Source organism: uncultured Pseudacidovorax sp., assembly GCF_913773995.1.
GTDB lineage: Bacteria > Pseudomonadota > Gammaproteobacteria > Burkholderiales > Burkholderiaceae_C > Xenophilus.
In genome coordinates, this window is record NZ_CAJYES010000190.1 from 125,726 (window position 1) to 145,227 (window position 19,502).

Sequence of the window (19,502 nt, forward strand, 5' to 3'; positions counted from 1 at the left end):
TCTATACATGCGCTTAACGGTCAAAGTGCGCGTACCGCTCCACCGTCGTTCGCTGGTGTAAAGCCTTAAAGTCGATGCATGCGATGACGAAGAGCGTCAATGAGGGCCGTCACCCGCGCTGGCCGGTAAAGGCTGGGACGCATGGCCACGTGGATGCCGACCGGTTCGAGCCACCAACGTGGAAGAACGCGCGTCACGCGGCCGGCGTCAATATCTGCTTGACACATCCAGGGAGCTGCCGCACCGATGCCGGCGCCATTGAGTATGGCGCGGTAGCTCGACAACAGGCTATCGGTGCGTAGTGGCGTGTCGATGGACACCATACGAGAACGGCCCGATTTGTCCAGTAAGCGCAATGTGCCCATCACATGCGGCACCAAGCCCACGCAGGGCAGGCTGGGCAGCCGGGCGATCGTGACCGGTCCGATGCGAGCCAGCAGTGCCGGGCTGGCGACCAGAACGCGCTGCGTGGCGCCTAGCGTGCGGCGCACCAGGCCGGGGTCGCGCACCTCGCCCACGCACACCCAGCATTCGGCGCCAGCACTGGCGAGGTCTATTACCCGGTCGGTCAATGTCAGCTCAACCCTCAACTCCGGCCAGGCGGCGTGCAGGTCTGTCACCGCGTCGGTCAGGAAGCCCGTGCCGTAGCCCGACGGCCCGACCACCCGCAGCGTGCCTTCGGGGCGGCTGCGCGCGTCCGAGACTCGTTCGGCCAGCCCAGCCCAGCGGTCGGCCAGGGCGCGTGCTTCCGCGACGAGGCGCAGGCCTTCGTCAGTGAGCGAAAAGCTGGCCGTTGTGCGTAGCGCAAGCTTGCAACCAAGCAGGCGTTCCAATTCAAGCAGGCGGCGGCTGGCGGTAGGCTGGGCGATGCTCATAAGTCGGGCAGCCCTGCTCAGCGAACAGGCCTCGGCGACGTGAACCGCCCTGGTTTCCGCGGAGGCTGTTTGGTTTAAGTCAGCTCACCACCGCGATGGTCTGACTGGCGAGTTGCCGGTAGTAGTTTGCCTCGGCCTCGGCTGGCGGGATGTAACCGATGGGTTCGAGCAGGCGTTGGTGGTTGAACCAGGACACCCATTCCAGCGTGGCGAACTCGACAGCCTCCCTGGTTTTCCAGGGTGCCCGGCGGTGAATCAGCTCGGCCTTGTATAGGCCGTTGATGGTCTCGGCAAGCGCGTTGTCATAGCTGTCCCCCTTGCTGCCGACTGACGGTTCGATACCGGCCTCGGCCAGCCGCTCGGTGTAGCGGATGCTGACGTATTGCGCGCCCCTGTCGGAGTGGCAGACTAGGCTGCCATCGTGCTCGGGTTGCCGGGCGTACAGGGCCTGCTCCAGCGCATCGAGCACGAGCTCCGTTCGGATCGAACTGCTCACGCGCCAGCCCACGATGCGCCGGGCGAACGCATCGATGACGAAGGCCACGTACAACCAGTCCTGCCAAGTGGGGACGTAGGTGAAGTCGCTGACCCACAGCTGGTTCGGCCGCTCGGCACGGAACTGCCGATTGACCCGGTCCAGCGGGCACGGGGCCTTGGCATCGCCGATGGTGGTGCGCACGACCTTGCCGCGCATCACGCCGCGCAGCCCCATGCTTCGCATCAGCCGCTCGACCGTGCAGCGGGCCACGACAACGCCTTCGCGCGCCAGTTGCCGCCACATTTTGTCAGCACCGTAGACCTGCATGTTGGCCTGCCAGACGCGCTGAATCTGCGGCATCAGCAGCTCGTCGCGTTTGGCACGGGCGCAGCGTCTGCTGGGTTCGCGCAGCAGCGCGACATGGCGTCGGTAGGCCGACGGGGCAACCTGCAACACCTTGCAGAGCGGCTCGACCCCGAAGGCTTTGCGGTGCTGGTCGATGAAGGCTCTGACGACTTCAAGCGGCGGTCGAGCTCCGCCTGGGCGAAAAACGCGCTGGCCAGCTTCAGTATCTCGTTGGCCCGGCGCAGCTCCTTGACCTCGCGCTCGAGCTCCTTCATCCGCTGCGTCTCGCTGCTCGTCACGCCTTCGCGCACACCAGCATCGACCTCGGCGCGCTTGACCCGTTCGTTCAAGGTCTGCGGCACGCAGCCAATCTTGGGTGCGATGGACTCGATGGTCGCCCACAGCGACGGGTACTCACCACGCTGCTCCTGCACCATCCTCACCGCGCGCTCGCGCACCTCGGGCGAGAACTTGTTCGACTCGCTCATGGCTCAATCCTCTCAGAGTGTTGAGCCTCCGCGAAAGCCGGGGCGGTTCAGTCCGAGGTTCTGATCCTCTGGTTCGGCACTGATATACGGTGCGGCGATCTTTCGGATGTTGCGGCTGGATGCTTCATGCTGTCGCGCCACGCAGTGGATATCGGCGCGCCATGCCACTTTCTATGCCGCCCTGGAGACGTGCCTACCCTAGCGCTCTTCGGTCGTATTCCGTCCTCGCCCCTCCATGTACTCCGGACCGAACGTATCAGGGCGCTCTCGATGGTGGAAGATGCACGCAAGGGCGCCCTGATGCCGCTTGGCAGCACCTATCCATTCACTAGCGGCAGGTGTAGTCCTCTGCAGCATTCTCGTCGCCGGTGCCGATGTAGACCTCGGTCCGAGGATACGGACACAGCGGCGCTGAACGCTTGATTGCTGCGCTGGCACCAGCGCTTACTAAAATCTTCTCCGGAGCTACGCCTTCCTTTTGCCACTTCATCAGCGCGGCGAACAACTCGTCTTTGCCCTGCGCGTTGTTGGGCATGGGAATGGGTGAGCTTCCTGTGCCTGCGCCGATCAGGGTGCCTGCATGGCCGACTCCCGGTATGGTGAAGAGGCGGTGAAGCCCTTGGATAGCCAGATACCAGCTCGCGATCACGCTTGCCTGCTGGACGCGTCGGTGACCGCGGTTAGCAAGCAGCAGGCTTCGGGTACGGCAGATCGCGTTAGTCATAATGGGATGACATGAGTCCTCTCGTCCCCCCACCCCGCACGTTGATCGACGGAGCGCAGCCCGTGCCGTTGTACTACCAAGTCGCACGGGACCTGGAAAGGCGCATCACGTCGAGGCAACTCAAGCCCGGGGACCCTTTGCCTACCGAGTTGCAACTCTGCGAGAGCTATGGCGTCAGCCGCATCACCGTGCGAAAGGCCATGGAAGACCTTGTAGCCAAGCGGCTGGTGATGCGTCAGCGCGGACTGGGTACCTTCGTGGCAGAAGCCAGTTATGCGAACCGTCTCGTCAGCCACGTGGGCTCACTGCATGACGCTGTTGCGTACTCCGACGCGCTCACTTTCCGGCAGCTGTCTCGCGAAACCCTGCCGGCGTCCGGCTTCGTTGCGGAAGCTTTGCAACTGCCAGCTGACTCGCAGGTGCAGAAGATCGTTCGGGTGGGGTGTGTGGATGCCGATGCCGTTTCCCTGACCGACATCTACGTTCCGTCCGATCTGGCAGCCAGGCTGACCAAGATCCCCACCCGAGGGAACGTCTCGATCAGCAGGCAACTGGAGGAACAACTGGGCGAGCCGCTGGTGAGGGTGGAGCAGACCGTGGTGCCCGTGGCGGTCACCGAGCTCATCGCCGAGCACATGGGCCTGAAGCTCAGAAGCCCGATTCTCCAGATCCGCCGTCTCTACACCGCGGCGTCGGGGCGCCACGTCGAACTGGCAGTGGTGCACTACCACCCGCAGCGCTACACCTTCAAAATCGAACTGGCGCGCTCCGCGGGCAGGATCTGATCGCGCCGTCGCGCGAACTGCCGTGTGCAGTGCAGCGGACTCAGGGAGACCATAGTCCATCAGAAAAGTGCCAGCATGCGGCCAAATCGGTGGCCTTCCCGCCCCGGCCCGCCAGCCGTGGCGTGAAGACGCCAGGCTATTCCGGCTTGATGCCACGCTCGGCAATGACCTTGCCCCAGGCGGCGGACTCTGCCGCCATGAAGCGGCCGAAATCTGCGGCTGGCTTGTATGCCGGTACGACGCCGGCCTGGCGCAACTTGTCCCGGACCTCAGGCGTCTCCAGGATCGCCCGGATCTCCGACGACACCCTGTCAACGATCGCAGGCGGGGTGCGGGCGGGCGCGACGAGGCCGCCCCAGGGCACGGCGACGACGCCGCTCACGCCCTGTTCCGCCATGGTCGGCACCTGGGGCAGATCGGCCTGCCGACCCTCGGAGCTCACGGCGATGGCGCGCAGCTTGCCCGAGCGGATGTGGGGCAAGGCCGTCTGCGAGTCGGCATACATCACCCCGATCTGTCCACCGAGCAGATCGGTCATGGCCGGTGCGGCGCCCTTGTACGACACATGCTGCCAGCGGATGCCCGTCGCACCCGCGATGCGCTCCATCGTCAGGTGGCCCAGACTGCCCACGCCGCTACTCGCGTAGTTGATGCCGGTGCTGTTCGCTTTAGCCTTGGCGATCAACTGGGGCAGGGTATGGACATCGGCAAACTCCGCCACCGCTGGATTGACGACCAGGACGTTGTACTGGTCGTAGATCTCGGCGACTGGTTCCACGTCCTTCTGGTAGTCGAACTTCTTGCCGTAGAAGTGAAAGAAGTTGACCGTGGGCACCACCAGCATCATCAGGGTGTGCCCGTCGGGAGCCGCTGCCTGAAGCGCAGATACCGCGATGGTGCCGACCGCACCTGCGCGGTTCTCGATCACCACGGGCTGGCCGAGGCGTCGCGCCAGCTCGTTGCCGATCACGCGGGCCACCACATCCGTGGTACCGCCCGCGGGAAAGCCCACGAGCAGGGTGATGGGCCGGGCCGGCCAGTTTTGAGCAGCTGCGGCCGCGGAGAGCAGGCCACAGAGGCCCGCCAGCAGCGCAGCTGCCACGGTGCGACGCGAGGGATTGTTCGCCATCGAATGTCTCCTGGTTGATCAGTTGTCGCGCGTGACCTTGGTCTGGCGAACCACGTCGCCCCAGCGCTTCGTCTGCTCCACGATGAAGTCGCGAGTCTGGGAGGCGGTCATGATCTGGGGCGCCATGCCCATTTCGGCATAGCGATTCTGGACGGCAGTCTTTTTCAGCGCATCGTTCAACGCCGAGTTGAGTTTGTCGCGCACCGCGGGTGGCGTACCCGCCGGAGCGACCAGCAGGGTGAAGACGTTGGCGTCGTAGCCGGGGACGCCGCTCTCCGCCGCCGTCGGTAGGTCTGGCGTGAGCCTGGACCGCCGCGCGCCCGCGGCCGCGATCTCCTTGATGCGGCCGGCCTTGACCTGGGCGATGGCCACGGTGGGCGAGAGCAGCGCGACCTCCACCTGGCCGCCCATCAGGTCCTGCAGCTGCTGCGCGTCGCCCTTGTAGGGAATGTGGGCCATGTCCACCTTGGCCAGCAGCTTCAGGTACTCGAAGGAGACGTGGATGGGACCGCCCAGGCCGGTACTGCCATAGGTCAGCGGCTTGCCCTGCGCTGCGCGCTCCTTTGCAAGGCGCAGCAGTTCCTGCATGTTGTTCGCCGGTACGTCCCTGGCCACCACGAACATCAGCTCGGTCTGGCCGGTGGAGCCGATAAAGCTCAGGTCCGTGAGCGGCTTGTAGGGCAGCTTGGGGTCGAGCAAAGACAGCAGGATGGTCGGGCCCACGCCGCTGATGCCCAGCGTGTAGCCGTCAGGAGGCGCCTTGGCCACCATGTCGATGCCCAGTGCGCCGGCTGCGCCCGGCTTGTTGTCGACGATCACGGGCTGGCCCAGGCTGGCCTGCATCTCCTGAGCGAGCAGGCGGGTGGCCGCATCCGTAGGCCCACCTGGCGGGAACGGCACCACGATCTTGATCGGGTGGGTCGGATAGTCCGATTGCGCACGCGTCGGTGCGGTGACCGACAGCGCAAGCGTGCTGAAGGCGGCCGCGATCATCAGCCGCCGCCTGCTTGCGGACCGAAACTCGTTCGTTGGCATGTCCTGTCTCCTTTGTTGTCGATGATTCGTCACAGGCGGCCAGCCCATGGCCGCAGGGAAAGGGCCCCTTTCAATCTGGCCAGCGGCCCAGTTCGGCAGCCTGGACGAGGGTCGGGGAAGGCGCCCAGAGCCGACCTTGTGTCGCCTCCTGCTGCCGCACCTGCGCCAGCACCCAGTCCAGGCCGCGCCGCTGAGCCCAGAACATCGGGCCGCCCTCATGGCGCGGGAAGCCGTAGCCGTAGATATAGGTCACGTCGATGTCGCTCGCGCGTAGCGCGACGCCTTCCTCCAGGATGCGCGCGCCTTCGTTGACCATGGCCGTCAGCACGCGGTCGACGACTTCCTGATCGGAGATCTCGCGCCGGGCGATGCCCAACTCGGCGGACACGCCCTGGATGAGGCGCTCGACCTCCGGATCCGGGCTCGCCTTGGCCGACGGCCCCTGGCCGTCGTAGACGTAGTAGCCGCGACCGGTCTTTTGGCCGAAGCGGCCGGCCTCGCACAGGCGGTCGGCGATGGGCGAATAGCGCAGGGACTTGTCGCGGAACTGCTCGCGGTACTGGCGGATGCGCCAGCCCACGTCTAGGCCGGACATGTCGCGCATCAGATACAGCCCCATAGGAAAGCCGAAGCCCTGTAGCGCGCGGTCGACCTGCCAGGGCGTGGCACCTTCCTCGACCAGGAAGTCGCACTCTCGCCCGTAGACCGCGAGGATCCGGTTGCCGATGAAGCCGTCCTTGTTGGCGGCCAGCACCGGCACCTTGCCGATGCGCTTGGCCAGTGCCGTCACGGTGGCGACCACTTCCGGGGCCGTCTGTTCAGTGCGCACGTTCTCCTGCAGTTTCATCACGTTGGCGGGGCTGAAGAAATGCGTGCCCACCACCGAGGCCGGCCGCTTCGTGGCCTGTGCGATCTGTGCGATGTCGAGCGTCGAGGTGTTGGTGGCCAGGATGGCGCCCGGCTTCATCACCTCGTCCAGCCGGCCGAAAATCTGCTGCTTCAGGGCCATGTCCTCGAAGGCGGCTTCGATGACGATGTCGGCATCGGCGGCGCTGCCGAGATCCAGGCCAGTGGTGATGCAGGCACGCGCCCGCTGTGCCTTGTCTGCCGACAGGCTGCCTCTTCGCACGGAGTTCTCATAGTTGCGCTCGACGATGCCGATGCCGCGCGCCAAGCCTTCCTGCGTTGTGTCGATTAGGGTCACAGGAATGCCGGCGTTTGCCAGACTCATGGCGATCCCGCTGCCCATGGTGCCTGCACCGACCACGGCCGCGCGATGGATAGGCTTCGGCGCCACGCCCTCCAGCCCAGGGATGCGCGCAGCGGTGCGCTCGGCCTGGAAGACGTGGATCAGCGCCGCGCGCTGGGGGCTGCCCACGCAGCGCTTGAAGGCCTCCGCTTCGAAGGCGAGGCCCTGCTCGATGGGCACGCTTACGGCCTTTTCGACGCAGTCGACGATCAGTCCGGGCGAGAGCAGGCCGCGCCACTTGCGCGCGTTCTGCCGGCGCAGGTCGGCGAAGAGCGCGGGGTCGGTATCCTGCAGCCGGTCGCGGCGCGCGTCCACGCTGGGCAGTGGCAGGGCCGCATCGACCATGCGCCGGGCGAAGGCAAGGGCGTCCTGCAGCAGGTCGGCCTGAGCGACGGCATCCACCAGGCCCAGCGTCAGGGCCTCGCTCGCACCGATGGACTTGCCGTCGAGCATCAAGGCCAGCGCCCGCTCGGCGCCGATCACGCGCGGCAGGCGCTGGGTGCCGCCGCCCCCGGGCAGCAGGCCGATGTTGACCTCGGGCAGCCCAAGCTGGCAGTCGGGCGTGGCGATGCGGTAATGGGCGCCCAGCGCCAGTTCCAGACCCCCGCCGAGGGCGTGCCGCGCGAGCGCGGCGATCACCGGCTTGCCCGACGCCTGCATGCAGCGCACCGAGACGTTGATGCCCGGCGCGCTCAGGCCCTTGCCGAACTCTCGGATGTCGGCGCCCGGCACGAAGCGACCCTCGGCGCCGATGAGTACCGCGGCGCGGGCCGCGTCATCACCGGCGAAGCGCGTCAGCGCTTCCACCAGCTCTGTGCGCATGGCGGCATTGAGCGCGTTCATGGGTGGGTTGCTGAGTGTGATGACGGCGACGTCGCTGTCGAGCATGTACTGCACGGTGGTCAAAGCAGGAACTCCAGAGAGGTTTGGTGGGATTCAGGCGCGCGCAGGCGGCGGAAGGACTTCGAACATGGCCGCGGCACCCATGCCGCCGCCCACGCACATCGTGACCACCACGTGGCGGGCACCGCGGCGCTGGCCTTCGAGCAGCGCATGGCCCACCAGGCGCGCGCCGCTCATGCCGAAGGGATGGCCTAGGGCGATAGCGCCGCCATCGACGTTCAGCCGATCGTCTGGGATGCCCAGGCGGTCGCGGCAGTGCAGCACCTGCACGGCGAATGCCTCATTGAGCTCCCACAGGTCGATGTCGGCCACGCGCAGGCCGCATTGACGCAGCAGCTTTGGCACGGCCAGCACGGGTCCGATGCCCATTTCGTCGGCGGCGCAGCCGGCGACGGCGTAGCCGCGGTAGATGCCCAGCGGATGGGCTCCGGCACTGGCGGCGGCCCGTTCGCTCATCAGCACTACTGCCGAGGCGCCATCGGACAGCTGGCTGGCATTGCCGGCAGTGACGGTGCCCTCGGCTCCCACCACGGGCGTCAGGCGCGCTAGGCCATCTGCCGTGGTGTCCGGCCGGTTGCCTTCGTCCCGCGCGAATTGCCTCGCGACCGTGCCGAGGTCGGTGTCGTCCTTTGCCAACTTGCGCTGCTGCACGTCGATGGGGCAGATCTCTGCATCGAACCGGCCTGCCTCCTGGGCGCGCGCCGTGCGCCGCTGGCTCTCCAGCGCATAGGCGTCCTGGGCCTCGCGGCCGATGCCGTAGCGGCGCGCTACGGTCTCCGCCGTGGCGATCATGCTGTGATAGAGGCCTGGCACATGCTCCGCGAGCCATTCGTCCTGTACGCGATGACGGCCTCGGTGGTCCTGCACCAGCGACACGGACTCCACGCCGCCTGCGGCCAGGATGTCCGCCTCACCCGATCGAATGCGCGCGGCCTGCTGCGCGATCGCCTGAAGGCCCGACGCGCACTTGCGGTCAATGGTGGCGCCGGCCACCGCTTCCGGCCATCCGGCGCGCAGCAGGGACTGCCGCGCGATGTTGCTGCCCGTTGCACCTTCCTGCCAGGCGCAGCCCAGCACGACGTCTTCGACCTGCGCGGCCTCGACGGTGCCGGCGCGCGCCAGCGCATGCTGGAGCACGTGCGCGCCGAGCACCGCGCCATGGGTGTCGTTCAATGCTCCGCGCCCGGCCTTGCCGATGGGCGTCCGAGCCGTCGAAACGATAAGAGCGTCGTGGATCGTCATGAAGCGTCGCGTCGTTGAAATGCTTGCGATTTAAATGTCATGACATTATGCTATCAGCACCGACATCGAAAGCAAGCCATGGCAAGCCCCTATCTCATCCAGACCGTCTCGGACGGCGTAGCCCACATAGAACTGAACCGGCCAAACAAGAAGAACGCCATGCTGCTGGAGATGCGCGACGGCCTCGCGCAGATGTTCGAAGCGCTGGCCGACAACGACGAGGTGAGGGCGGTCCTGCTTACCGGCGCGGGCGGCGACTTCTGTGCCGGGGCGGACATCGGAGAGATGGGAAAGGGCGGCCTGGGCGGCTCTCTCTACCGGGTGCGGCACATGCAGCGCCTGATGCGCGCCATGGTGCGCCTGCAGAAGCCGGTGGTGGCGGCGGTGCAGGGGGTCGCGGTCGGCATGGGCCTGTCGATGGCGCTGGCGTGCGACGTGGTGCTGGCCGGCCAATCGGCCCGCTTCGGCCAAGTGCAGCGGCGAATCGCCCTGCCGCCGGATGCCGGCGCCGTCTGGTTCCTCACCCGCTACCTGGGCGTACTGCGTGCCAAGGAGCTGGTGCTGTCGGGCCGGATGTTCCCAGCCACCGAGGCGCTCGCGATGGGGCTGGTTAGCCGTGTCGAGCCCGATTCGCAGCTGCTCGATGCAGCACGCTCCATCGCACGAGAGTACGCCCGAGGCCCCACCATCGCCTTCGGCATCGGCAAGCGCATGTTCGACCTCGCGCCCTCGTCGAGCTTCGACGATTTCATGGAGCACGAGGCCAGCATGGTGCCGCTTTCGGTCACGTCGGAGGACTTCCGGGAAGGCACCCGCGCCTTTCTAGAAAAGCGCCAGGCCTGCTGGACCGGCCAGTGAACGGGGCTCTTTCATCCATCACACAGAACCAGGAAAGCTCATGAAAACAGACAAGATCCTCGTGCGCAAGCACGGCCCTATCGGCCATATCGTTTTCAACAATCCGTCCAAGCTCAACGCGATATCGCTGGAGATGTGGGAAGGCCTGGGCGACGCCGTTGCCGCCTTCGACGCGGACGACGAGGTGCGCGTGATGGTCGTGAGCGGTGCGGGCGGCAAGGCCTTCGTCGCCGGTGCCGACGTCTCGCGCTACGAGGAGGAGCGCATGGGCGATGGTGCCCAGGAGCACTACGCGCGGACCGGCGAGCGCGCGCTGCGTCTTCTGTACGACACGCCCAAGGCCACCATCGCGGCCATCGACGGCTACTGCATCGGGGGCGGTATCTCGGTCGCCGTGTCCTGCGACCTGCGCCTGGCGACGCCGCCATCCACCTTCGCGCAGCCGGCCATGCGCTACGGCATCGGCTACCGCTACAAGAGCCTGCGCCGGGTGAGCGACCTGATCGGCCCAGCCGCGACCAAGGAACTGCTGATCGGCGGCAAGACCTTCGACGCGGCCACGGCCTGCGCAAAGGGCCTGGTGGGTGAGGTACTACCACAGGAAGGCTTCGCCGCGGCCATCGACCAGATGGCGCAGAAGATTGCGGCGGGTGCGCCGCTGACGCTGAAACAGGTCAAGCATGCCATCGCGCAGATCGTGCGGGACCCGGCGGATCGCGAGCTCGACGAGGCCGAGGCGCTGTTCCTCGCGTGCTACGCCAGCCAGGACTACCGCGAAGGCATCCGGGCCTTTGCCGAAAAGCGCAAGCCGGTCTTCGTGGGACGCTGAGCACCATGCAGCAAGCGCTGAACAAGCCGTTGGCCGGCATCCGCGTCCTGGACCTGAGCCGCATCCTGGCCGGTCCCATGACGGGCCAGTGGCTGGCCGACCTGGGCGCCGACGTCATCAAGGTCGAGCGGCCTGGCAAGGGTGACGAGTCCCGCACCTACGGCCCGCCCTTCCTGCGCGACCGCGACGGCACGCCGACCGACACCGCCGCGTTCTACCTTGCCTGCAACCGCGGCAAGCGCTCCATGACGATCGACCTGAGCTCGGCTGAGGGCCAGGACATCGTGCGAGGACTGGCCGCGCAGAGCGACGTGCTGATCGAGAACTTCCGCGCCGGCACGCTGGCGCGCTACGGCCTGGGCCACGAACAGCTGCGCGCACTGAACCCGCGCCTGGTGTACTGCTCCATCACGGGCTTCGGCCAGGACGGCCCCTATGCACGTCGCCCGGGCTACGACGGCATCTTCCAGGCGCTGGGCGGCCTTATGGCGACAAGCGGCCATCCGGAGGAGCCCATGAAGGTCGGCATGAGCATCGTCGACGTGATCACCAGCCTGTATGCGGTCATGGCCATCCAGGCCGCGCTGCGCCAGCGCGACCAGGCCACCGGCTTGGGCCAGCACGTCGACATGGCGCTGCTGGACTGCACCGTCGCGACGCTCTCGCACTATGCGATGAGCTACCTGACAACCGGCGAGGCGCCGCTGCGGCGCGGCAACGGCGGCTATGGTGGCGTGCCATCGCAAGCCTTCCGGTGCAAGGACCGGTCCATCTTCCTGGTGGCGGCAAATAACGCACAGTTTGGCCGCCTGTGCGAGGCCATCGGCCTGCCCCAGTTGCCCGGGGATCCGCGTTTCGACAGCACGTCCCGCCGCATCGCCAACCGTGCCGTGCTCGTCGATCTGCTGGCGGCCACATTGGCGCAGATGGAGTCGGCCGACGTGCTGGACCGGCTGGAACTGGCCGACGTGCCTGCCAGCCCCGTCAATGAGTTGCCGGAGGTCTTCGCCGATCCGCAGGTGCGCCACCGGGGCATGTTGCAGCAGGTCGACCATCCGCTCGGCGGTTCGATGCATCTGGTGGCCAACCCGCTGCGGATGTCGTGCTCGGCCGTGGGCGCATCGCGGCCGCCGCCGCTCGTCGGAGAGCACACCCGCGAGATCCTGAAGGAGCTCGCGGGGATGGATGACGTGCACATCGATGCCTTGATGGCCCAGGGCGTGGTCTGAGCGATGGACTTCGACTTTACGCCCGAGGAGCGCGCCTTCAGGACGCAGGTTCGCGACTTCATCGCCTCGAACCTGGATCCGCAGGTCCAGGCCAAGCTCGCCGAACACCGCTCGTTGACGCGCGACGAGATCGTTGCATGGCAGCGCACCCTCGACGGCCGCAACTGGGCCACGCCCAGCTGGCCGGCCGCGTGGGGCGGGCCGGGCTTCACGCCGGTGCAGCGCTACATCTTCTTCGACGAACTTCACCAGGCCCCGGCGCCCGAGCCGCTGTCCTTCAACGTCGCCATGATCGGCCCCGTGATCGCCACTTTCGGCACGGATGCGCAGAAGCGCCGCTTCCTGCCGCGGATCCGCCGGCTGGACGATTGGTGGTGCCAGGGCTTCTCGGAGCCCGGCGCCGGTTCGGACCTGGCCTCGCTCAAAGCCTCCGCCCGGCGCGATGGCGAGCACTACGTGGTCAACGGCAGCAAGATCTGGCAGGGCATGGCGCACTGTGCCGACTGGATGTTCACGCTGGTGCGCACCGATCCCACGGCGACCAAGCAGGCAGGCATTTCGATGCTGCTCATCGACCTTCGCCTGCCCGGCGTGGAGGTGCGTCCCATTCTCACCATGGATGGTCGCCACGAGGTCAACGCCGTCTTCCTGGACGAGGTGCGCGTGCCGGTGGATTGCCGCGTCGGCGAGGAGAACGGCGGCTGGGCCATCACCAAGTTCCTGCTGGGCAACGAGCGCACCGGCATCGCGCGCGTCGGCATGTCACGCCATATCCTGAGGCGGGCGCGCACGCTGGCGCAGCAGCGCATTGCGTCCGGGGGCGAATGCCTGGCCGACGACCCGGTGTTTCGGCAGGCCGCGGCCGCGCTGGAGATAGAACTGCATGCGCTGGAGATCACGCAGATGCGGCTGATCGCCGAAGCGGATGCTCACTCGGGCACACCCGATCCGCGCTCCTCGATCCTCAAAATTCGGGGCACCCAACTGCGGCAGCAGGCGTCTGAACTGATGCTGTCGGCCGCCGGCCCTCGCGCACTGGCCGCTGCGGGCGAGTTTCAGGCCTTCGCGGACGGGCAGTGGCCTGCGCAGGCGCCCTGGTCGACTACGGTAGCGCCCGTCTACCTCTCGCTGCGCGCCGCATCCATCTACGGCGGCAGCACGGAGGTCCAGAAGAACATTCTGGCCAAGACGGTCCTGGGACTTTGAATAGCATGGACTTCTCATTCACGGAAGAGCAGCGCGCCCTGCAGGACGCGGTTTCGCGCTATTTGCGCCAGTCCTACGGCTTCCTGCAGCGCGAGGCGCGCCGACTCAGCGAGCGCGGATGGGACGACGGCACCTGGCGGGCGCTGGGCGAACTGGGTGTGCTGGCACTGCCCTTCGACCAGCAGCATGGCGGCCTGGGCGGCGGCACTGTCGAGACGATGCTGGTTGCGCAGGAGCTGGGTCGCGCGATGGTGATGGAGCCGTGGTTCGCCTCGGTGGTGCTGGCGGGCGGCACCCTGGCCGCCCTGGGCGGCCGCGACGCCGAGCGCTGGCTGCCATCGATCGCGTCGGGCGAGCAGATCTTCGCCCTCGCGCTGGAGGAGCCGGACACGGCATGGCGGCCTGCGCACAGCAGGCTGACTGCGACCCGCGATGGCGAGGGCTACCGCGTGGACGGCAGCAAGATCCTCGTGGAGCACGGCGCGAGTGCAGACGTGCTGCTGGTGCTGGCCCGCACCTCGGGCGCCGTCGGCGAGGGTGCGGGTCTCAGCCTGTTCGCCATCGCCGCCGATCATCCCGGTATCCGGCGCAGCGGTTACCGACGCCACGACGGCGTCCCAGTGGCCGACCTGGTGTTCGATCAGGTGCGACTCCCGGCGAGCGCTTTGCTCGGCACGGAGGGCGCGGCCCTCGCCGCCGTGGAACAGGCCATCGACCGCGCCATCGCCGTACAGGCAGCCGAAGCGCTCGGACTCACGGAGTCGCTGCTTGCGCTCACGATCGAGCACCTGCAGACGCGCCAGCAGTTCGGTCGGCCGCTCGCGACCTTCCAGGTTCTGCAGCACGGTGCCGTCGACATGCTCGTGGCCATCGAGCAGGTGCGCAGCATGGCCTGGTTCGCTGCCGGCGCGGCAACCGGGCAAGACGCGGCGGCTCGCCGCCGGGCGATGTCCTCCGTGAAGTACCTGGTGGGGCGCAACGCTCGCATGGTGGCGCAGATGGCGGTGCAGCTGCACGGTGCGATCGGCCTTACCGACGAATGCGTGGTCAGCCACGCGTTTCGGCGCCTGATGTCGCTGGAGCTGCAGTTCGGCGACGCGCAGCATCACTTGGCGGCCTACGCAGTCGATGACAGGGTGGGAGCACAGCCGTGACATCCGCCGCGTTGGCCTGCATCGCAGGCGCCTTCGAGCATCCGCTGCGCAACACTCCTCATCTGAGCCTCGCACAGATCCACGAACAGGTCGCACGCGGCGCTTTGGCGGATGCGGGGCTGAGCTTCTCCGACGTCGACGGTTACTTCTGCGCCGGCGATGCGCCGGGCCTGGGACCGCATTCGATGGTGGATTACCTGGGCCTTCAGGTGCGCCATGTAGACACGACGGACACCGGCGGCTCGGCGCCCCTTCTGCATGCCGCCCACGCAGCCCAGGCCATTGCCCAGGGCCGCTGCCGGGTTGCCCTGGTGACGATGGGCGGGGTGCCCCGCTCGCAGCCCCGGCTGTACGGTGCCACGGTCCGGCCGGCGGACGCCACGCCGGAAGGTCCGTTCGAGTCACCTTACCGCGGCGCGGTCGCACCGATGTATGCGCTGGTGGCACGACGGCACATGCATGAGTACGGCACCACCCCTCGCCAGCTCGCCTGGATCAAGGCGGCCTTTTCACAGCACGCCCAGCACAACCCCCATGCCATGCTGCGCCAGGTGGTGACGCCCGACGACGTGCTGGCCTCGCCGCTGGTGGCCGATCCGCTGCATCGGCTGGACTGCTGCGTGGTGAGCGACGGCGGAGGCGCGCTGGTGGTCGTCCATCCCGACGTGATGAAGTCCCTTGCCAAGCCGCGGATCGAGATCCGGGGCAGTGGCGAGTCGGTCAAGGGCCAATTGGGCGGAGACGTGGACCTGAGCTGGTCGGCCACGCGGCACGCGGGTGCCGCCGCCTTCGCCCACGCAGGTCTGGGCACGCAGGACATTGATTACGCCTCGTTATACGACAGCTTCACCATCACGGTCCTGATGCAGCTCGAAGACCTAGGCTTCTGCGCCAAGGGCGAAGGCGGCCGCTTCGTGGAAGAGGGCGGTCTGCTTGCCCGCGGCGGCCGCCTGCCGGTCAACACCGATGGCGGCGGCCTGTGCAACAACCATCCCGCCAACCGCGGAGGCATGGTCAAAGTGATCGAGGCCGTCCGCCAGTTACGCGGGGAGGCCCACCCCGCCGTGCAGGTGCCGGGCTGCGAGCATGCCCTGGTCAGCGGTGTTGGAGGACTGCTGGGCTCCCGGCACGGCAGCGCCGTGCTCATCCTCACCCGCACGTAGGACCGACAGACATGAACAGCACCATCGACGATCCCGTCAGGACGGCCGCGTCCATACCCTGGCTCGACGCCTGTGCGCAGAGCGCGTTGACTTATGGCCATTGCGCCGCCTGCGGCAAGGCGCATTTCTATCCCCGGCCCCACTGCCCGCATTGCCATGCATCCGACACCGGCCGAGCGACGTCTGCCGGCATCGGCGCGATCTATTCGTGGACGACGGTGCATTCCAAGGCTGCCTCCTACACGCTGGCCTACGTTCGGCTAGAGGAGGGCTTCACGATGCTGACCCACCTAGTAGGCGATCCACCCGTAGACGGCTGGCAGGTCGGCTTGTCGGTGGTGCTGGGATGGGTGGTGACGGCCAACGGCCAGAACATGCCGGTGTTCCAGCAGAACCGGACCAACAAGGAGCAGGCCGCATGAGTTTCATCGAACAGGCGCGTGACGGCGATGTCGTAACGCTGACCATGAATCGGCCCCAGACGCGCAATGCCCTTGGGCACGCCGACGCCGAGGAGTTCGTGCGTGTTCTAGAGACCGTCGCCCTCGATCGATCCGTCAAGGCGTTGATCTTGACTGGTGCAGGCAGTGCATTTTCCGCGGGCGGGGACATCAAGGCCATGGCATTGACTATTGAGCTACGCCAGGCGGCGGCCGCTACGCGCCTGGACTATCGCGAGGGCATCCAGCGCATCCCTGCTGCGCTCCACGCGCTGGAGATCCCGACGATCGCTGCGGTCAACGGGCCAGCCATGGGCGTGGGCTGCGACCTCGCCTGCATGTGCGACCTGCGGCTCGCCGCACCGTCAGCGCGCTTCGCGCAGAGCTTCATCAAGGTGGGGCTCATTTCCGGCGACGGCGGCCTCTGGTTTCTCCAGCGGGTCGTCGGGCCACAGCGCGCCGCGGAGATGGCCTTCACGGGCGACCCTATCGATGCTGCCAAGGCGCTGGCGTGGGGCCTCGTCGCCGAGGTTGTTGAGGCCGAAAGGCTTCTCCCCGCCGCGCAGCGTCTGGCTCAGCGCATCGCCGCCAATCCCGCGGCGACGCTGCGCATGAGCAAGCGACTCATGAGGGAGGCACCGTTTACCTCTCTCGACACCTTTCTGCAGCTTTCGGCCGGCCTGCAGGCATTGGCACAAGACAGCCCTGAGCATGTCGCGGCCGTCCGAGCTTTTCTTGAAAGAGGCAAACTATGACGACCGACCTGTCGATTCCCCGCAGCGATTCGAGCGCCGCTGGCGAAGCGCTGCGCACGGAGGTGCGCCGCTTCCTTGAAAAGCATGTGGCAGACCTTTCTCCGCGCAAGAAGGCGGAGAGTTGGACCGCCTTCGAACCCAGCTTCAGCCGTGCTTTGGGCGAGCGCGGATGGATTGGGATGACTTGGCCTGCGCGCTACGGCGGCCACGATCGATCGGCACTGGAGCGCTACGTCGTGCTGGAAGAGTTGCTGGCCGCCGGGGCACCCTGTGGCGCGCATTGGATTGCCGATCGGCAAAGCGGCCCACTTCTGCTGCGCTACGGCACTGAGGCGCAGAAGGAGCGGCTGCTGCCGCGCATGGCGCGCGGCGAACTCTACTTCTGCATCGGCATGAGCGAGCCCGACGCCGGTTCCGACGTGGCTGCCTTGCGCACCCGCGCCGAGCGCGTCGCCGACGGATGGCGGATCAACGGAACCAAGCTGTGGACGACCAACGCCCATCGTGCCCACTACATGATCGCGCTGGTTCGTACCGATGCGCAGGCCAAGCGGCATGACGGGCTGTCACAGCTGCTCATCGACCTGAAGACGCCGGGAATCACCATTCGCCCCATCCGCAATCTCGCGGGCGAAGAAGACTTCAACGAGGTCGTTTTTCAGGATGCCGTGGTGCCGCACGATGCACTGCTCGGCGAGGAAGGCCATGGCTGGGCGCAGGTGACCGCCGAGCTGGCGCTGGAGCGCAGCGGGCCGGAACGTTACCTCAGCAGCCTGCAGCTGATGGTGCAGATGGCCGAGGCCGCGGACGCTTCGGATGCCGGACAGGTCGAGGCCATCGGTCGGCTGATGGCCGAACTCGCCACCTTGCGCGCCATGTCCTTCGGCGTGGCAGGCATGCTGGCCCGAGGGGAGCGGCCCAACGTCGTGGCAGCGATCGTCAAGGCCTTGGGCAACGACATCGAGCAGCGCCTGCCCCAGGTGGCGCACGACCTCTTCGGGGGCGGCGCACAAACGGCGCATCCAGCGCTCGCCGAGGTGGCGCAGTACCTGACACAGGTCGCGCCCTCGTTTTCCTTGCGGGGGGGAACGCGGGAGATCCTCCGCGGGATCATCGCCCGTGAACTGGGCCTTCGCTAACAGGATGAAAGCCATGACCCAAGACGACTCCGTGGTCCTCCAGGTTCGAGATGCCGCGCACCGGCTCTTCGCTGACCTCGCCGAACGGCAGAAGAAGGCGCAACGCGCGGACGTGCAGGCGCAGCGCTTGTCCGTGCCGCTGTGGAACGACGTGGAGGCCGCCGGTTTTGACCGTCTGCTGGCCGGCGACATGGACGGGGAGGGCTGGCCCTGTGCTGCAGAGGTCCTGATGGCCCAGGGCTACCACGGCGTCGCCCTGCCGCTGGCCGAGACCTTGGTGGCGCGTGGACTTCTGCAGCAGGCCGGACTTTCTTCCGAGGTACCGGGACCCCTGTCCGTCGTCCAGGCCTGCGCGGGCGGCCCGGAGCAACGCGATGTATCTGCGGCCGGCGTACGACTGAATGCTACGGGTCTGGTGATGCCCTGGGGCATGGACGCGCGGCGCTTGCTGGTCACCTGGGCGAGCGACGATGGTCGCGGCAACGGTGTGGCGCTCTTCGAGCCTCCAACGGCAGCCGATGCGTGGGCTGTCAGTCGAAACACGGCAGGCGAGCCCCGCGCCACGCTGCTGCGCATGGCGGGGTGGTCAGTATGCGACGGCCGGCTGCCGATGCATGCCGATGTGCACGGCTGGTGTGCGCTGGCGACGGCGAGTCTCATCGTCGGCGCCGCCCGCCGTGTGCTCGATCTTTCCATTGCTTACGCCAACGACCGGGTCCAGTTCGGCCGGAACATCGGCAAGTTCCAGGCACTGCAGCATGCGCTCGCCGAGCTGAGCTGCGAAATCGCCGCCGCGACCATGGCGGTGAACGTTGCCGCCCACGGCATGGAAACGCGCATCGCCATCGATGAGGTCGCTGTCGCCAAGATCCGTGCGGGGAGATGCGCTGGCATTGCCGCTGCGGTCGGCCATCAGGTCCACGGCGCCATCGGTTTCACCGACGAGCATTCCCTGCATCACTTCACTCGCCGCCTGTGGTCCTGGCGCGGCGAGTGGGGGACGGAGCGGGAATGGGCACTCCAGCTCGGTGATCGCACCATTCGATCCGGCGGAGCGCAAGTTTGGCCGCACATCGTCGAGATGTCCCGTTAGCGGTTCGCGCCACGGAGCCGGGTCGAATCTCTCTCCGCCCATTGCCTTTTCAACGAGAACAGACTTATGAGCATTGCAGCCGCTCTTCCCCGTCCGACCTTTGCAGTCCCTGCTCACGGTGTGCCCGAGGCCCTTCACAGAGGGCAGGATGACCTTCCCTTCGTCGAATTCGACCACGGCGTCGAGATGCAGGTCTTGCAGGTCGATATTCCGACCGGCCTATGGATCGTCAGGATGCGGATGGCGCCTGGCACGACGTTGCCGACGCACAAGCACACGGGCGAGGTCTACGCCTTCACGATTGCCGGATCGTGGCGCTACCTCGAATACCCCGAGGTGAATGTCGCCGGCTCCTATCTCTACGAGCCGGCCGGCTCCGTCCA

General features: G+C 67.0%; 19 protein-coding genes, 1 pseudogene and 1 other annotated feature. Of the genes and pseudogenes, 12 read left to right on the top strand and 8 right to left on the bottom strand.

Going from position 1 to position 19,502, the window contains the following annotated elements; all coding sequences use genetic code 11:
- Positions 1-65 precede the first annotated feature (65 nt).
- The 4 genes and pseudogenes from QZ772_RS18320 to QZ772_RS18335 all read right to left on the bottom strand — a co-directional run bounded on the left by QZ772_RS18320 (position 66) and on the right by QZ772_RS18335 (position 2,835).
- Positions 66-764: a substrate binding domain-containing protein gene (locus tag QZ772_RS18320; protein ID WP_295529256.1), complete on the bottom strand. Its 699-nt coding sequence runs from the start codon at positions 762-764 to the stop codon at positions 66-68.
- 12 nt (positions 765-776) lie between these two features.
- Positions 777-908 (bottom strand): annotated as a pseudogene (locus QZ772_RS18325) (LysR family transcriptional regulator); the annotation flags it as partial.
- Positions 909-954: 46 nt separating this feature from the next.
- A protein-coding gene (locus QZ772_RS18330) for an IS3 family transposase (RefSeq protein ID WP_295529216.1) occupies positions 955-2,186 on the bottom strand; the annotation gives its coding sequence in 2 pieces (ribosomal slippage) (positions 955-1,895 and positions 1,895-2,186; 1,233 coding nt in all).
- Positions 1,792-1,908: a sequence feature (AL1L pseudoknot), on the bottom strand. It overlaps the preceding gene by 117 nt.
- A gap of 328 nt (positions 2,187-2,514) precedes the next feature.
- Positions 2,515-2,835, bottom strand: coding sequence for a tannase/feruloyl esterase family alpha/beta hydrolase (locus QZ772_RS18335; protein WP_295529219.1), 321 nt, complete (start codon positions 2,833-2,835; stop codon positions 2,515-2,517).
- 137 nt (positions 2,836-2,972) lie between these two features.
- On the opposite strand from QZ772_RS18335, the gene QZ772_RS18340 reads away from it, so the two are divergent.
- Complete coding sequence (locus QZ772_RS18340) at positions 2,973-3,695, top strand: GntR family transcriptional regulator (RefSeq protein WP_295529221.1); 723 nt, start codon at positions 2,973-2,975, stop codon at positions 3,693-3,695.
- 136 nt (positions 3,696-3,831) lie between these two features.
- On the opposite strand, the gene QZ772_RS18345 is transcribed toward QZ772_RS18340, so the two are convergent.
- The 4 genes from QZ772_RS18345 to QZ772_RS18360 form a co-directional block, all read right to left on the bottom strand.
- Positions 3,832-4,824: a tripartite tricarboxylate transporter substrate binding protein gene (locus QZ772_RS18345; RefSeq protein WP_295529223.1), complete on the bottom strand. Its 993-nt coding sequence runs from the start codon at positions 4,822-4,824 to the stop codon at positions 3,832-3,834.
- A gap of 18 nt (positions 4,825-4,842) precedes the next feature.
- Positions 4,843-5,817: a tripartite tricarboxylate transporter substrate binding protein gene (locus QZ772_RS18350; protein WP_295529225.1), complete on the bottom strand. Its 975-nt coding sequence runs from the start codon at positions 5,815-5,817 to the stop codon at positions 4,843-4,845.
- Positions 5,818-5,929: 112 nt separating this feature from the next.
- The gene (locus QZ772_RS18355) at positions 5,930-8,005 is read right to left on the bottom strand and encodes a 3-hydroxyacyl-CoA dehydrogenase NAD-binding domain-containing protein (protein ID WP_295529258.1); all 2,076 of its coding nucleotides are present in this window, start codon (positions 8,003-8,005) and stop codon (positions 5,930-5,932) included.
- A 39-nt stretch (positions 8,006-8,044) separates the two neighbouring features.
- A complete protein-coding gene (locus tag QZ772_RS18360; protein WP_295529260.1) occupies positions 8,045-9,247 on the bottom strand; it encodes an acetyl-CoA C-acyltransferase in 1,203 nt (400 codons plus the stop codon).
- A gap of 84 nt (positions 9,248-9,331) precedes the next feature.
- On the opposite strand from QZ772_RS18360, the gene QZ772_RS18365 reads away from it, so the two are divergent.
- From QZ772_RS18365 to QZ772_RS18415, 11 genes are all read left to right on the top strand, one after another.
- Positions 9,332-10,111 carry an enoyl-CoA hydratase-related protein gene (locus QZ772_RS18365; protein WP_295529227.1) on the top strand — a complete coding sequence of 260 codons (780 nt, stop codon included), beginning with the start codon at positions 9,332-9,334 and terminating at the stop codon, positions 10,109-10,111.
- Positions 10,112-10,151: 40 nt separating this feature from the next.
- Entirely contained in the window at positions 10,152-10,940 is a 789-nt protein-coding gene (locus tag QZ772_RS18370) for an enoyl-CoA hydratase (RefSeq protein ID WP_058642796.1), read from the top strand.
- A gap of 5 nt (positions 10,941-10,945) precedes the next feature.
- Positions 10,946-12,169 carry a CaiB/BaiF CoA-transferase family protein gene (locus tag QZ772_RS18375; RefSeq protein WP_295529230.1) on the top strand — a complete coding sequence of 408 codons (1,224 nt, stop codon included), beginning with the start codon at positions 10,946-10,948 and terminating at the stop codon, positions 12,167-12,169.
- Between the two features lie 3 nt (positions 12,170-12,172).
- The gene (locus tag QZ772_RS18380; RefSeq protein WP_295529232.1) at positions 12,173-13,375 is read left to right on the top strand and encodes an acyl-CoA dehydrogenase family protein; all 1,203 of its coding nucleotides are present in this window, start codon (positions 12,173-12,175) and stop codon (positions 13,373-13,375) included.
- Positions 13,376-13,380: 5 nt separating this feature from the next.
- A complete protein-coding gene (locus QZ772_RS18385; protein WP_295529235.1) occupies positions 13,381-14,529 on the top strand; it encodes an acyl-CoA dehydrogenase in 1,149 nt (382 codons plus the stop codon).
- Positions 14,526-15,692 carry a thiolase domain-containing protein gene (locus QZ772_RS18390; RefSeq protein WP_058642800.1) on the top strand — a complete coding sequence of 389 codons (1,167 nt, stop codon included), beginning with the start codon at positions 14,526-14,528 and terminating at the stop codon, positions 15,690-15,692. Before QZ772_RS18385 ends, QZ772_RS18390 begins: the two co-directional genes overlap by 4 nt.
- An 11-nt stretch (positions 15,693-15,703) precedes the next feature.
- Positions 15,704-16,114, top strand: coding sequence for a zinc ribbon domain-containing protein (locus QZ772_RS18395; RefSeq protein WP_295529238.1), 411 nt, complete (start codon positions 15,704-15,706; stop codon positions 16,112-16,114).
- Positions 16,111-16,887 carry a crotonase/enoyl-CoA hydratase family protein gene (locus QZ772_RS18400; protein WP_295529240.1) on the top strand — a complete coding sequence of 259 codons (777 nt, stop codon included), beginning with the start codon at positions 16,111-16,113 and terminating at the stop codon, positions 16,885-16,887. The genes QZ772_RS18395 and QZ772_RS18400 overlap by 4 nt, the downstream gene beginning before the upstream one ends.
- A complete protein-coding gene (locus QZ772_RS18405; RefSeq protein WP_295529242.1) occupies positions 16,884-18,026 on the top strand; it encodes an acyl-CoA dehydrogenase family protein in 1,143 nt (380 codons plus the stop codon). Before QZ772_RS18400 ends, QZ772_RS18405 begins: the two co-directional genes overlap by 4 nt.
- A gap of 13 nt (positions 18,027-18,039) precedes the next feature.
- A complete protein-coding gene (locus tag QZ772_RS18410; protein WP_295529244.1) occupies positions 18,040-19,119 on the top strand; it encodes an acyl-CoA dehydrogenase family protein in 1,080 nt (359 codons plus the stop codon).
- A 66-nt stretch (positions 19,120-19,185) separates the two neighbouring features.
- On the top strand, positions 19,186-19,502 hold a 317-nt coding region (locus QZ772_RS18415; RefSeq protein ID WP_295529246.1), incomplete at its 3' end, for a 2,4'-dihydroxyacetophenone dioxygenase family protein.

Coding starts and splice junctions, on each gene's coding strand:
- QZ772_RS18345 (WP_295529223.1), bottom strand. CDS start 4,824: ATGGCGAACAATCCCTCGCGTCGCACCGTGGCAGCTGCGCTGCTGGCG.
- QZ772_RS18350 (WP_295529225.1), bottom strand. CDS start 5,817: ATGATCGCGGCCGCCTTCAGCACGCTTGCGCTGTCGGTCACCGCACCG.
- QZ772_RS18365 (WP_295529227.1), top strand. CDS start 9,332: ATGGCAAGCCCCTATCTCATCCAGACCGTCTCGGACGGCGTAGCCCAC.
- QZ772_RS18370 (WP_058642796.1), top strand. CDS start 10,152: ATGAAAACAGACAAGATCCTCGTGCGCAAGCACGGCCCTATCGGCCAT.
- QZ772_RS18375 (WP_295529230.1), top strand. CDS start 10,946: ATGCAGCAAGCGCTGAACAAGCCGTTGGCCGGCATCCGCGTCCTGGAC.
- QZ772_RS18380 (WP_295529232.1), top strand. CDS start 12,173: ATGGACTTCGACTTTACGCCCGAGGAGCGCGCCTTCAGGACGCAGGTT.
- QZ772_RS18385 (WP_295529235.1), top strand. CDS start 13,381: ATGGACTTCTCATTCACGGAAGAGCAGCGCGCCCTGCAGGACGCGGTT.
- QZ772_RS18395 (WP_295529238.1), top strand. CDS start 15,704: ATGAACAGCACCATCGACGATCCCGTCAGGACGGCCGCGTCCATACCC.
- QZ772_RS18400 (WP_295529240.1), top strand. CDS start 16,111: ATGAGTTTCATCGAACAGGCGCGTGACGGCGATGTCGTAACGCTGACC.
- QZ772_RS18405 (WP_295529242.1), top strand. CDS start 16,884: ATGACGACCGACCTGTCGATTCCCCGCAGCGATTCGAGCGCCGCTGGC.
- QZ772_RS18410 (WP_295529244.1), top strand. CDS start 18,040: ATGACCCAAGACGACTCCGTGGTCCTCCAGGTTCGAGATGCCGCGCAC.